11 protein-coding genes and 3 pseudogenes are annotated in these 12,671 nt (G+C 69.2%); 4 read left to right on the top strand and 10 right to left on the bottom strand.

Annotation, left to right across the window (positions count from 1 at the left end):
• From BST44_RS19340 to BST44_RS19380, 9 genes and pseudogenes are all read right to left on the bottom strand, one after another.
• A pseudogene (locus BST44_RS19340) lies at window positions 1–558 on the bottom strand (hypothetical protein); the annotation flags it as partial.
• Window positions 543–2,072: a type VII secretion integral membrane protein EccD gene (eccD, locus tag BST44_RS19345; protein WP_083178721.1), complete on the bottom strand. Its 1,530-nt coding sequence runs from the start codon at window positions 2,070–2,072 to the stop codon at window positions 543–545. The gene eccD and the pseudogene BST44_RS19340, both read right to left, overlap by 16 nt.
• Entirely contained in the window at window positions 2,069–3,094 is a 1,026-nt protein-coding gene (locus BST44_RS19350) for a MinD/ParA family ATP-binding protein (RefSeq protein ID WP_142274578.1), read from the bottom strand. Before BST44_RS19350 ends, eccD begins: the two co-directional genes overlap by 4 nt.
• Window positions 3,095–3,222: 128 nt before the next feature.
• Complete coding sequence (locus BST44_RS19355; protein WP_083178722.1) at window positions 3,223–4,053, bottom strand: ESX secretion-associated protein EspG; 831 nt, start codon at window positions 4,051–4,053, stop codon at window positions 3,223–3,225.
• A gap of 79 nt (window positions 4,054–4,132) precedes the next feature.
• Window positions 4,133–4,420, bottom strand: coding sequence for a WXG100 family type VII secretion target (locus tag BST44_RS19360; RefSeq protein ID WP_007166892.1), 288 nt, complete (start codon window positions 4,418–4,420; stop codon window positions 4,133–4,135).
• Window positions 4,421–4,473: 53 nt separating this feature from the next.
• Window positions 4,474–4,788: a WXG100 family type VII secretion target gene (locus tag BST44_RS19365; protein ID WP_007166893.1), complete on the bottom strand. Its 315-nt coding sequence runs from the start codon at window positions 4,786–4,788 to the stop codon at window positions 4,474–4,476.
• Between the two features lie 105 nt (window positions 4,789–4,893).
• Window positions 4,894–6,081 (bottom strand): PPE family protein, encoded by a 1,188-nt coding sequence (locus tag BST44_RS19370; RefSeq protein WP_083178723.1) that lies wholly within the window; start codon window positions 6,079–6,081, stop codon window positions 4,894–4,896.
• A 114-nt stretch (window positions 6,082–6,195) separates the two neighbouring features.
• Window positions 6,196–6,426, bottom strand: a pseudogene (locus tag BST44_RS19375) (PE domain-containing protein); the annotation flags it as partial.
• Window positions 6,427–6,775: 349 nt separating this feature from the next.
• Entirely contained in the window at window positions 6,776–8,104 is a 1,329-nt protein-coding gene (locus BST44_RS19380; protein ID WP_083178725.1) for a sensor histidine kinase, read from the bottom strand.
• A gap of 236 nt (window positions 8,105–8,340) precedes the next feature.
• On the opposite strand from BST44_RS19380, the gene BST44_RS19385 reads away from it, so the two are divergent.
• Window positions 8,341–8,973: a TetR/AcrR family transcriptional regulator gene (locus BST44_RS19385; RefSeq protein ID WP_083178774.1), complete on the top strand. Its 633-nt coding sequence runs from the start codon at window positions 8,341–8,343 to the stop codon at window positions 8,971–8,973.
• A 4-nt stretch (window positions 8,974–8,977) separates the two neighbouring features.
• On the top strand, window positions 8,978–10,189 hold the full coding sequence (locus tag BST44_RS19390; protein WP_083178726.1) for an acyl-CoA dehydrogenase family protein: 1,212 nt from the start codon (window positions 8,978–8,980) through the stop codon (window positions 10,187–10,189).
• Between the two features lie 9 nt (window positions 10,190–10,198).
• Here BST44_RS19390 and BST44_RS19395 read toward each other — a convergent pair.
• A pseudogene (locus BST44_RS19395) lies at window positions 10,199–10,384 on the bottom strand (TetR/AcrR family transcriptional regulator); the annotation flags it as partial.
• 88 nt (window positions 10,385–10,472) lie between these two features.
• On the opposite strand from BST44_RS19395, the gene BST44_RS19400 reads away from it, so the two are divergent.
• Window positions 10,473–11,690 carry a GNAT family N-acetyltransferase gene (locus BST44_RS19400; RefSeq protein ID WP_083178727.1) on the top strand — a complete coding sequence of 406 codons (1,218 nt, stop codon included), beginning with the start codon at window positions 10,473–10,475 and terminating at the stop codon, window positions 11,688–11,690.
• Window positions 11,691–11,711: 21 nt separating this feature from the next.
• Window positions 11,712–12,659 carry an NAD(P)/FAD-dependent oxidoreductase gene (locus tag BST44_RS19405; RefSeq protein WP_083178728.1) on the top strand — a complete coding sequence of 316 codons (948 nt, stop codon included), beginning with the start codon at window positions 11,712–11,714 and terminating at the stop codon, window positions 12,657–12,659.
• Window positions 12,660–12,671 lie beyond the last annotated feature (12 nt).

Genomic DNA, 12,671 nt, shown 5'->3' on the forward strand with positions numbered 1-12,671 from the left:
CCCCCCCCCCCCCCCCCGGCTCCCCCACGCCCCGGCCGTCGCCCCCCACCCCGCCCTCCCCCCCCCCGGCGCCCCCGCCGGCGGAGGGAATGCCGGGGTCGACGGCATCGGCCGCGGCATGGGCAAAACGCCTTGCGGCGCGGCGGCGATGATCGAACCCACGATCGTTCCGTGCGCATCACAATCCGACAGGCCGTCCTCGCCCATGATGTAGTCACCGCCAGGCACGGCCGGCAGCCGGGGGTTGGGCGAGATGCCGGTGTCGATGACGGCCACCGGCACACCGTTGCCGGTGCTGTACTGCCACGCCTTGCTGATGTTGAGCAGATTGAAGCCCGGCGCGAGCTGTGCCACGTCGGGGTTTCGCACCGTGATGGGCGTCGAACAGCTGTTGGCGCGCCGCATCGGTTGCTCGGATCGGGGTGGGCCGTCCGGTGGCACCATTCCCGGGTCGACCTGCGGTGGCGTGATCGCTTGGGCGGCAGGGATATTCGCGGACAGCGCGACCAGGGTGACGGCGGCAGCCGCCGCCGCGGCCCTCTTCAGTGGCGAATCCACGTAAACAGCCCTCCCAGGGCCGCCGCCGCCGGCAGCAGGACGATGAACGCCAGCACTTCCACCCACTCCACGGTCAGCCGGATGAACGGCCGGAAGCGCACCGTGGGCACCAACAGCGCCGCCGCCAGGCCGCACGCCGCGAAGGCGGCCACCGCCACTGCGGGCCAAAGCAATCCGCTCACAACGTCTTTCGGCTCGGCGACGGCGTACTTGACCACGCCGGCACACACCGCGGCGGCCGCCCCGCAGGCGAGCGCGACGGCCTGGTACTTCGCGGCGAACCCGCGGCCCTGGGTGATGAAGATGCCCACCACCAGGCCGGCGACCACCAGCGCCAGCCATGCCCACGGCCGCCCCGGTGTGAGCACCCCCCACACGGCCGCGGGCAGGACGGTCGACACCCCCACGCAGACACCGACCTGGACGGCGTTGACCAACCGGGCCGAGGCCGCGATCGCGGCGCCGCGCGCGGTGATGTCGGTCAATTCGTTGTCCTCGTCCTCGGAGTCGTCCTCACTGACCGGGGCGACCGTGTCGACGGGCATGCCCTCGCGACGCGCGAACAGGTCACGCCCGGTGATCGACCCGAAGTGCGGCGGGCGCACCCGCGCCACCCACAGCGCGATCAGCGGGGCCATCCGGACCAGGATCAGCAATCCGACCAGCACGCAGATGGCCAGCACCTGCGCCGAGGCGGGCCGGAACATCCGGACCGCGGCAACCGCGGCGAGGATCCCGCCCACCGTCACCACCGCGGTCACGACCGCGGTCTGCCACCGCTTCCGCGTCATCACCCCGATGGCGATGGCGCCGAGGATCACGATCACGAGGCCGATCAGCCCGTGGGCCGCTCCCAGGGTGCCGGGCGGCGCGCATGCGCCCGCGACGGCCAGCAACACCACGGCCAGCCAACCGAACCCACTGAACAGGTCGCGCCGCTCGCGCCAGCCCCACCAGACGACGGAGGTCGCGACCACCAGCAGGACGCCGACCGCGCCCGCCACCGCGGCCGGGACGGGATTGTCGGTGAACGTCCGCGCCCGCAGCGTCAGGGCCACCACGACCCCGGCCGCCATCGCAATGATCGCGACGGCGGTGTGCGCGGCCGTCAGCGGCGTCACCGGCGCGAACATCCGGTCTCCGCCTTCGCGGCCCAGCCATTTGCCCATGGCCGCGAGGCCGCTCGACAGCGACTCGTACTGCGGTTCAAAGGATTCGCCGGCCACCCGCGGCACCAGCACCAGGGTGTCGCCGTCCTGCACGCCGAGCTCGTCCAGGCTCTTGTTGATGTCGAGCCGAACCCCATTGATCTTGTGCAGTTCGTAGCTGCCCGCCGGCAGCGTAATGCCTTCAAAGCCTTTGCGTTTGAGATCCGCGTCGAACAGTTCGACCATTCCCTCAAAGAATCCCTCCACCGGAATTCCGGCGGGGAACACTTGGGAGCAAAGATGCTTCTCGTAGGAAATGTTGACCGCACAGCGCGCCGGGAAAGCGACCTTATGCGCTGACGTCACGGTGCCGTCCGCTCCGCATCCGGAATGTATTTGTCGGCCAAGCCGGCGGTAATTTCAAAAAGCCGCAACCGCGTCTTCTTCTTCAATTCATGAACAGTGTCGATCAGCCCGCCCTTGGCCAGGTGGGGATCGAACGGCATCTCTTCGACGGTCGCGCCCACCTTGCTGAACCGCTCGGTGAGGTAAGCCAGCGCATCCTTGTCGGTGATCTGGTCTGTGTGGTTGATGATCACGGTGCTGCGCGAGACCAGCTCGTGGTAACCCTGCGATCGCAGGTAGTCCACCGCCCGCAGCACCGGGCGGGACCGGTCCGCGGTGATGCCGGAGACGAACACCAGGGTGTCGGTGTTCTCCAGGACCGGCTTCATCACCTCGTGTTCCAAATCCGGAGAGGTGTCGACGATCATCACCGTGTGGGTTCGCCGCAGCCGCGACAGGACACCGGAGAACATCGCCGGCACCAGCGGCCGGGGCTGGTCTGACGTCCGGTTTCCGGCCAGGACGTCGAGGCCGATCGGGTTCTGTCCCAAGTGTTCACGGATGTCCGCGTAGCCCTGGACGTCGGTGTCGTTGATGATCGCGGTGTAGTCACCCGGCGGGGACTCGTCGATGCGGTCGGCCAGCGTGCCGAAGCCCGGGACCGCGTCGATCGCAATCACGTTCTGCGGGCGGCATTCTCGGAACACGCCACCGATGCACGCGACCATCGTCGAGACCCCGACGCCGCCCTTGCCGGAGACCACCGTGATGACGTACTGCCTCCGGATGTGCCGCCGGATACGGTTCTGCAAATCCCGGTAGTGTCGCTCGGCCGGCGATTCGCCGGGGTTTATTTTTTTAAATGAGATGACGTAGATGAATTTCCGCCAACCCGAGCCCGGAGGAATCTTTCGCGGCGCGGCCAGATCGGTAATGCGCATGGTGTCCGACACCGAATCCGGGAAGTTGCGGCCCCCTGACGGATCCCCCCGTCTGAGCGCCCCGTCGTCCGACATATTCGGGTCATTCCAAGGGCTCGTCACGTCGCGATGCTAACACGCTCGGCGATACCGCGTTTACCGATCAAGAAACCCCTTCAAGTGCGTAAGGCATTGCTATTCCACGGCATTGGTTAACCGACTTATCTTGCGTCAGTTGAGAAGCCGGTCGCTCAGACCACCCGTCGATACGAATACCAGTCCTCGCCCGCAGGCAGCCGGCGGATCAGTCGCTGCACCGCCCCACTGATGTCGCTGCGTGAGCCGGGCGACAGGATCTGGTAGCGGCGCTGGCCCGAGATGACGTTCTCCACGCAGACGCGGCCCGCCGGGGTGTCGATGAGGGAGACGGTCGAATCCCCGACGGCGATCCGCGCCATCTCGTCCGGCCCGACCCCGGCCTGCAACCCGACGATTGCCGCGTGCGCCGACCGCGCGGGGTCGGCGGCCATCGTGACGATCTGCAGCTGGTCGACGTCGAGGTTCTGGCTGAGCAGGAAGGTCCTCAGGCTGGCGGCGTCGCGCACCGAGGCGAGCAACTGTTCGGTATCGAGAGTGACCGGCTTGAGCGGCGCCACCTCCGCCACCCCGCACAGCCGCTCGACCTGACCCACCACCAGGTCGCTGGCCCCGCTCTCGTTGCTGGCGGTGCCGGCGGGATAGAGGCGTACCAGGTCACCGTGGCGCTCCAGAACGACCCACCAGGAAGCGAATCGGGAGATGGCCGCGCGGGTCGCCTCGCGGCCGGGGACGGTGATGGTCACCAGCAGCCCCAGGTCGCGCCGCAACAGCACCGTGAGCCACTCGCGGATCATCGGGTCGACGTTGCCGGCGTCGTCCAGCGCACCCGCCGCCTTCAGCTCCGCCACCACCGGGTGGCGCAGCGCGCGCTCGGGGGTGTCCAGGCGCGGCAGCAGCGGGCGCAAGCCAAGCTCGGGGCAGGTCTGCTCCACCCCGGTCACCGCCTGCAGCACCCACAGGCCGTCGACCGTCGTTGTCAGCATTTTGTTTTCCTCAGCGGGCAAGACACCAGAGGTGGGGCACACACGCCCGGCGCGCCTGCCCCACCTTCACCTGCCTGGGTCAGAACAAGCCGGCGATGTGCTGGTCGGTGCTGAGGGCGCCGTCGAGCACGTGCGACGTGGTCTGCCCGTGCTGGCGGATGGTGTCGATGAGCCCCTGCAGCCCCGACAGCATCTGCGCCTGCGCCTCGAAGAATCCCGACGCGCCATGGCCGGCGAAGAATTCCTGCAGCGCGTTCGTCCGGTTCGAGGTGTCATCGAAAATGCCCTGCAGCTGACCGGCGCGAGATGCGACATCCGTGGCGAAGTCGGCCACGGCTCCCGGGTTGTAAGTGATCGGATCCGACATTGTTATTTCCTTTCAGAAAACTGTTTATGGATTGAGGAATGAGTGGGCGGGAGTTAGGATCCGCCGTGGCCGAACAGGGCGCTGAAAGCGTGCGACGAGTCCGCCTCGTGACCTTCCATCAGGGCGGCCGCCTGCTTGAGGCCCTCGGCCAGCCGGGTGCCGCCGTTGAGCACCTTGTTCAGGTCGTTTTGGACCTCGATGGCGGTCGCGTGCGACGCGACCACCGCGTCACCGGACCAGGTCGACGGGTTCATCACGTTTTCCTGATTTGCGACATACCCCTGGCCGATCCCAATCGCGTGTTCCATGTTCGCCTGTATCGCATTGGAAGTGTCCCGAAGCATTTGCGGTGTCACTTTGATCGTCACTGAATTTTCCTCCTCCGGTTGGCCGCCCCCCGTAATGCCTGGGGCATGGAGCGAAGTGTATGGCGGCTATTTATAACTGTCGATTCACCCTCAGCCGGGCCGGCTTCACACTCGATCGTCGACGACCCGCACCGTCGCGGGCTGTTCGGATTTGTCTCGGGATCCGCGCTCTCCTCCCGCCCCATGCCCCACCGGCATGCCGCCCATCGGTGTACCGCCGCCGACCGTGGTGGTCTGCGGTCGGATGGCCTCAGCGCCCAACGCACCGCTCGGGCGCAGCCCCACCGGCCGGCCACTGCCGCCCGGTTCGAAGGCGCTGACCGGGCGGGTGAAGCTGGTCGCGGGCATGCCCGCACCGCCCAGGGACGCCGCCCCGCCGCCGCCCGACGCGCCGACGGCCGATACCTCGGTCGCGGAGACCGCCGAGACCCCGGGCGCCGCCCCGCCCATGGCGCCGGGGTTGGCGAACATGCCCATCATCGACTGCAGTGGCTGCATCATCTGCATCGGCGCCTGCATCATCTGCATCGGCGCCTGCATCGCCTGCGGCACCGCCCCCATCATCGACTGCACCGGCTCCATGAACGAGCCGGCCTGACTCATGAAGTCCTGTCCGCCCGAGGCGGCCTGGCCGGCGCTCGATGTCCCCTGCTGCACCCCTTGAAAAGCGGAGCGCATGCCGTCGCCGGCACCGACCTGCGCGGCCGCCTCGCCCACCGCGGAAGCCGCCTGCGCCGGTGCCGCCGGCGACGCGCCCAGGCCCGCGACCGGTGGCGGGATAGCGAGGCTTTGGGTCAGCGACGTGAGAATCGCCCCGTAACTTGCCCCGACGGCGGAGTTGTTGGGCCACATCACCCCGAAATACTGGACGTCGAGTGACACGATCCGAGGGGTCAGCGCCCCGAGCACCAAGGGATTGATGCCGTTGTCGACTCCCCATTCGTCCCTGTTGGCGATGCATTCGGGCGCGGGACGCATCGCGCCGTTCGCCGTCTGATACGCGGAGATCGCAGTGGCAACTACCGGCCCCTTGACGTCCACCCACCCGGCCAGCCCGTGCAGCGAGGCGTTGAGCATGGTGACATTCGCGACGGAGGCCACCGAACCGGCACCCAGCCAACTCGCCGACGTTGTGGCGGTGTTGATCGCCGAGGCGACGCCTGAGGCGTGGTGGGTGGCTGCCAGAGCCATCCAGGCGGCCTGGTTGGCCAGGTGAGTGCCCACCCCGACGCCGCCCTTGAGCAGCAGATCGTTTTCCTCAGGCGTACGCGCAGCCCAACCCGGATCGGCCATGCGTACTTCCCCCTTTAGACGATCGGGCCCCTGTTAGACGATCGAGCTCAGCAGCATCGCGGCCTGGCGAGCGGCTTCCGTCGCGGCGGTCGTGCCCGCCGCGAGCCCTTGGGCCCCGGCGAACAACCCGCGCTGCGCGGAGTGCTCGGACACCACGCCCAGATAGCTGGCGCCGCAGGCGTTCAGCGCCGCGGCGAACATCGCCGAGTCGGGGTCGCTGCCCATCGGCAGCGTCCCCAGCAGGGCCGGCGCCGCGGCCGAGGCGGCAGCCTGGGTCTCAGCGCTGATGGCCGATTCCGCGCCTGACGATGCCAGGACCGCCTCTGGCTGCATCGACATAGTCATGGTGTTCCCTCCGATTGCTCAACGTCCTAAGACGGGCCTTGGCGCATCAGTCTAGTGCGGTTGGACCATTCGTGTATTCACTCGCTTTCCTCCCGGTCCGCCGGCGGAAATTATGCGATTGGATCTGCCCGGCCGTATTCCCGTTATGAGTCATCCGTCAAACAACCTCGTATGTCACTGCAGGCCCAATGGTCACGGCGGCGGCGCCGAAACCCCCGGTCCGGCTTTGTCATGCAAATGGATGGCGGCAATGAGAGGAAGTCAGCCCCTGATTGTTTCGCGGCCCTTAACGGCGAATTGCCCTGGCGCCGCAGAAGTTTTTCGCGCCCGCGATCAAAAGCGGCCGACGTTACGCGGGACCGCGCCCGTCGCCGGCGAGGTTCAGCAGCAGCCGGGTGCCGCCGAGCGGGCTGGTCTGCAAGGCCGCGGTGCCACCGTGCAGTTCGGCCTGTTGGGCGACCACCGCCAACCCCAACCCGGATCCCGACCGCGACGCGGTCGATCCCCGCGCGAAGCGCTCGAAGACGGTGGCGCGCTCGGATTCCGGGACCCCGGTGCCGTCGTCGTCGATCGCGATCTGGACGCCCTCGCTGGAGCTGCCCACGGTGAGCAGGATCTTGCCGGCGTTGCCGTGCTTGACGGCGTTGGCGATCGCGTTGTCGATCACCAGCCGCAGCCCGGTGGGCAACCCCACCATCAACACGGTCGGCGATGGCACCAGCGACACCTCCACCTCGGGATAGATCCGCAGCGCGTCGTGCGCGGCGCGGTCCAGGAGTTCGGTGATGTCGAACGGGACGAAGTCGTCGACGGTGGTCAGCTCGCCCTGCGCCAGCCGTTCCAGCGCCGTCAGCGTCCCCTCGATGCGGCTCTGGGTGCGGATCACGTCGCCGATGACCTCCTGGCGCTGCTCGCGCGGCAGGTCCAGGGTGGACAGCACCTCGAGGTTGGTGCGCATCGCGGTCAACGGGGTGCGCAGCTCGTGCGAAGCGACCGCGGCGAAGTCGCGGGCCGACTCGAGAGCGGCCTTGGTGCGCTGCTGCTCCTTGCCGATGCGCGCGAGCATGCCCTCGACGGCTTCGGCGATCTCCACGGCCTCCCGCACCCCGCGCACCTGGACCTCGTCGGGGCTGGACTGCGCGTTGATGGCGCGGGCCTGCTGGGCGAGCAGCAGGAACGGGTTCACCATGATCAACGAAATCACCCAGCCGACGACCACCGTGCCGCCGATGACGCTGGCGCAGATCAACAGCACCCGCAGGTGCAGTTCGTTGATGCGGTGTTGGGCCTCGGCCAGCGGGGCGGCCAGCGCGATCGAGGCGGGCCCCGCCGAGAAGGTGCGGACGCGGTATTGCACCCCGTCGATGGTGGTGTTGGCGTATCCGTTGGGCAGCTTGGGCAGCTTGATATTGCTGGGCACCGACACCGTCACGTCGCCGATCCGCGCGGTGCGCACCAGGTTGCCGTCGGGCATGGGCTGGTCGGGGCTGGCATGCTCCACGTTGTTGAGCAATGAGTTGATGTCGCCCAGGCTGCTCACCGAATCGAGCCGGCGGTCGAGCTGGCTGTATTGATCGTTGGTGACACCCACCCACACCCAGGTCCCCAGCAGCACGACGAGGGTGATCACCGACAGCGCCGCGACGACGACGATGGTGCGCAGCGACAACACCCGCATCGGCAGCTGGACGTGCGGTAACACGGGAATGTCAGGCTCCTCTGTACGGCTCGCGGCGCCGGGCGGGCGACGGCGTCGACCAGTCATCACAACCCTCACACCGATGCCGATTCGCCGCGTTCAGGCGTCATGGCGTTTCGCAGAGAATCTAACGCGGATCTTCGGCCCGGCGTCCCGCGCCGGTGATCTACGGTCAACATTTTGCCGGCAGTCCGGTGAGTGAGTACTCTCTCACCATGCTCGCCTCCGGACGCGACCGGCTGCTGGCCGCGGCGCTGAAGCTCTTCGCCGAGAAGGGCTACGCGGCGACGTCGGTGGCCGACATCCAGCGGGCATCGGGTCTGGCACCGGGATCGGGCGCGCTCTACAAGCACTTCGGCTCCAAGCGCGAGCTGCTCGAGGCCGCGGTCGCGTACCGGATCGACAGCATCGTGGCGGCGCGCGAGCAATACGACGCGGGGCAGCCCGGCAGCGTCGAGCAGGCGGTGCGCACCGCCGGCCAGCTGATCTGGAGCAACCTCAAACAGAGCGAGGACCTGCTCAAGGTCATGCTGCGGGAGCCCGACGAACTCGGCGACCTCGACGAGAAGACGTGGCAGGTCATCACCGACAACGCCTACCAACGGTTCGCCGACGAGCTCACCGCGTCGAATCGTTCCGGCCGCACCCGGATTCCCGATCCGGAGGCGGCCGCCGCCGTCGCGATCGGCTCGCTGTCCTACGCCGCGACGCTGCAGGCGCTCACCGGCCGGCTGCCCGGCAACATCGACGAAGAGCGGTACTTCGAGGCGTGGGTCAGCCAGACCGTCAGCGTCCTCGCCCAATTCGGAACCCAAAAACCGTTGAACAACACAACATCTCAGGAGTAGAGCCGTGACTTTCTCACTGCAACTGACCGACGACGTGATCGAGGTGCGCGACTGGGTGCACAAGTTCGCGGCCGACGTCATCCGGCCCGCCGCGTCCGAGTGGGACGAGCGGGAGGAGACCCCGTGGCCGGTGATCGCCGAGGCCGCGAAGGTGGGGCTGTACTCCCCCGACTTCTTCGCGCAGCAGGCGGCCGAGCCCACCGGCCTGGGCATGCTCACCGCGTTCGAGGAGATGTTCTGGGGCGACGCGGGCATCGCGCTGTCCATCATGGGCACCGGACTGGCCGCGGCGGCCCTGGCGGGCAACGGAACTCCCGAACAACTGGGCCGCTGGCTGCCCGAGATGTTCGGCACGGCCGACGAGCCGAAGCTGGGCGCGTTCTGCTCGTCGGAGCCCGACGCCGGCTCCGACGTCGGAGCGATCCGCACCCGGGCGCGCTACGACGAGGCCTCCAACGAGTGGGTCCTCAACGGCACCAAGACCTGGGCGACCAACGGCGGCATCGCCAACGTGCACATCGTGGTGGCGTCGGTCTACCCCGAGCTCGGGACCCGCGGCCAGGCCACCTTCGTCGTCCCGGCGGGCGTCGCCGGGTTGGCCCAGGGGCAGAAGTTCAAGAAGCACGGGATCCGCGCGTCACACACCGCCGAGGTGGTGCTGGACAACGTCCGGCTGCCCGAAGACCACATCCTCGGCGGGCGGGAGAAGTTCGAGGCGCGGATCGCCCGGGTGAAGTCGGGCGCCTCGGCGCGCAGTCAGGCGGCGATGAAGACGTTCGAGCGCACCCGGCCGACGGTCGGGGCGATGGCCGTCGGCGTGGCCCGGGCCGCCTACGAGTACGCCCTCGACTACGCCTGCCAGCGTGAGCAATTCGGCCGCAAGATCGGCGAATTCCAGGCGGTCGCGTTCAAGCTGGCGGACATGAAGAGCCGCATCGACGCCGCCCGCCTGCTGGTGTGGCGTGCCGGCTGGATGGCCCGCAACAACCAGTCCTTCGACGCCGCCGAGGGGTCGATGGCCAAACTGGTGGCCAGCGAAACGGCCGTCTACGTCACCGACGAGGCGATCCAGATCCTCGGCGGCAACGGCTACACCCGCGACTACCCGGTGGAGCGGATGCACCGCGACGCCAAGATCTTCACCATCTTCGAGGGGACCAGCGAGATCCAGCGCCTGGTGATCTCGCGGGCGCTGACCGGCTTGCAGATCCGTTGAGCGCGGGGGTCAGCCGCCGCGCAGCGCGCCGATCCCTTCGTCCAGGGCGGCCTCCAGGAAGGACAGGTCGCCGGTTGCCAGCATGATGCCGACGCCGCCCTGGATGCCGGCGAGCAGCGCCGCGCCGGCCCGCTCGGCATCGATCGCCGCGGTGGTCTTCCCTTGCTGCTGCATTGAGCGGATGCCGGCCGCAATCGCACTCCATCCTGAGCGTCGACGGAGGCTGGTCGGCGGTGTGACTACGCGCTGACGGCGCCCTGGAGACGGTAGACATGATGGCGGTATGAGCACCGAGATCCGCGTTCTCGACAGCGAGGACGACCTGCTGGCGGCGGCCAACGTCTTCCGCGCCGCCATGGTCGGCTTCCCGCCCCTGACCGGGCTGGCACCCGGCCAGATCACCGAGCTGCTCGAACCGGGCCGCACCATCGGGGCCTTCGTCGGGGGGCAGCTCGTGGGCACCGCCGACGCCGTGACGAGCCGGCTGACGCTCCCCGGCGGGACGCTGGTGGGCCACGCCGCCGTCACGCACATCGGGGTGTTGCCGTCTTACACCCGAAAAGGCCTCGCCACCAGCCTGATTCGCCACCAGTTGGACGACGTCGCCGCGCGCGGCGAGGTGGTGGCGTCGTTGCGGGCGTCGGAGGCGACGATCTACGAACGCTACGGGTACGGGGTGGCCAGCTCCTCGCAGACGGTCGAGGTGCGGACCGCCCGGGCTGCGCTGCGCCGCGACGTGGGCGACGGGGGTTTCGTTCGGCTCCTCGACACCGCGGCGGCGTGGGACGTGCTGCCCCGCATCTACGACGCGCATCGCCCTTCGCGCCCGGGAACCCTTGACAGGCCAGCGGTTTGGTGGCAGGGCGTGCGGATGCGCAGCGAGTCGTCCCAGGGCGCCTCCTACGTCGCGGTGCACGGCGAACCCGGATCCGAGTCGGGCTTCGCCCGCTACCGGCCCGTCGACACCGAGCGCTGGTTCGTCGCCGACGAGCGGACCATCGTCGTGGAGGACTTCTTCGCGCCCACCACCGAGGCCTATCTCGGGCTGATGCGCTTCCTGCTGGGCCTCGACCTGGTCGATCGGGTGGTGTTCTGGATGCTGCCGATGGACGACCCGCTGCCCTGGCTGCTGGCCGATCGGCGGGCCGCTCGCGTCACCGCGGTGCACGACGAAACATGGCTGCGCGTGATCGACGTGCCGCGTGCGCTCGGGGCGCGCCGCTACGCCGGCGACGCTGCCGTGACGCTCGAAGTCAACGACTCTGTGTTGCAGGAGAATTCGGCGCGCTTCGTGGTGACCGGGGACGGCGCCGAACGCACCGGGCGGCGGGCGCAACTCTCGGTCGGCGTCGAGGGGCTGGCCGCCGTCCTGCTCGGGGGCACGACCTGGCGTGACCTCGCGGTCGCGGGGCTGGTGCGGGCCGACGACCCGTCGGCGATTGCCGTGGCCGACCGGCTGTTCGCGGTGCCGCAGGCACCACACGCCGGATTCTTCTTCTAGCCGCGCGGGTATGCGGTCCGCGTGATCGTCATCGTCGGCGCCGGGGTGTGTGGGTTGGCCGCGGCCTACGAGCTGGCGCGGCGCGGCGAGCCCGCGATCGTGCTCGAACGTGGGCGGCCATTCGGCGAGCAGTCCGCCGGGTCGGCCCGTATCTTCCGGACCGCGCACCGCCGGCCGGCGTTGTGCCACCTCGCGCTGCGGGCCCGCGCCGGCTGGCTGCGTTGGGAGGGCGAGCTGGGCGCGGGCCGGCTGCTGGGTCCGGAGGGGTTCATCACGGCCGGCGCCTGCGACGAGACCGCGGCGGCCATGACGGCGGCCGGCGCGGAGTTTCGCTGGGTGGATCGGGCAGAGATCGCCGCCCGGATCCCGTTCGCCGCGCCGCCGTGGGAGGCGGGTGTGCTGGACCCGCTCGGCGGCAGCCTGCGCATCCGCCGGGCGCTGTCAGCGCTGGCGCGGCGGGTCGATGTCCGGCGCGGCGATGTTGTGACGGTCGCCGACCACGGCGAGGCGACGCTCGCCGACGGCACCGTGCTGCGGGGCGACCGCGTGCTGATCTGCGCCGGGGTGCGAACGCCTGCGCTCTTCGGTTCGCTCGGCGCCGAATTCGCCCCGCACACCCGGTTCGCGTACGCGGGCGCCGACGCGACGGGCGCGGCCTGCCTGTCGGCACCGGAGGGTTACGGGCTGCCCCTCGGCAGCACGGGCCGGTGGGCGTTCGGGCAGGAGGTGCCGAACCCCGCGACGGTGCGCGCGCTCTTCCCGGCGCTCTCGCCGGTGGGGCGGGTGGACTGCGTGACGATCCGCGCGCCGTGGCTCGACCCGGGGGGTGACGGCTGGACCGTGGCGCGCCGCGGCCGCGTGGTCGCGTTCGTCGGCAGCAACCTGATGAAGTTCGGTCCGTTGCTGGGCGAACTCCTCGCGCGGGCGGCGCTCGAAGACGAGCCGCCCCGCGAGCTGGTCATCGCTTGAGTCGGCCGGAGT

The organism is Mycobacterium scrofulaceum (assembly GCF_002086735.1).
Taxonomy (GTDB): Bacteria; Actinomycetota; Actinomycetes; order Mycobacteriales; family Mycobacteriaceae; genus Mycobacterium; species Mycobacterium scrofulaceum.

Excerpts from the sequence above, each read along its gene's own strand:
- BST44_RS19385 (WP_083178774.1), top strand. The coding sequence starts at position 8,341 with ATGCTCGCCTCCGGACGCGACCGGCTGCTGGCCGCGGCGCTGAAGCTC.
- BST44_RS19360 (WP_007166892.1), bottom strand. The coding sequence starts at position 4,420 with ATGTCGGATCCGATCACTTACAACCCGGGAGCCGTGGCCGACTTCGCC.
- BST44_RS19370 (WP_083178723.1), bottom strand. The coding sequence starts at position 6,081 with ATGGCCGATCCGGGTTGGGCTGCGCGTACGCCTGAGGAAAACGATCTG.
- BST44_RS19380 (WP_083178725.1), bottom strand. The coding sequence starts at position 8,104 with ATGCGGGTGTTGTCGCTGCGCACCATCGTCGTCGTCGCGGCGCTGTCG.
- BST44_RS19355 (WP_083178722.1), bottom strand. The coding sequence starts at position 4,053 with ATGCTGACAACGACGGTCGACGGCCTGTGGGTGCTGCAGGCGGTGACC.
- BST44_RS19400 (WP_083178727.1), top strand. The coding sequence starts at position 10,473 with ATGAGCACCGAGATCCGCGTTCTCGACAGCGAGGACGACCTGCTGGCG.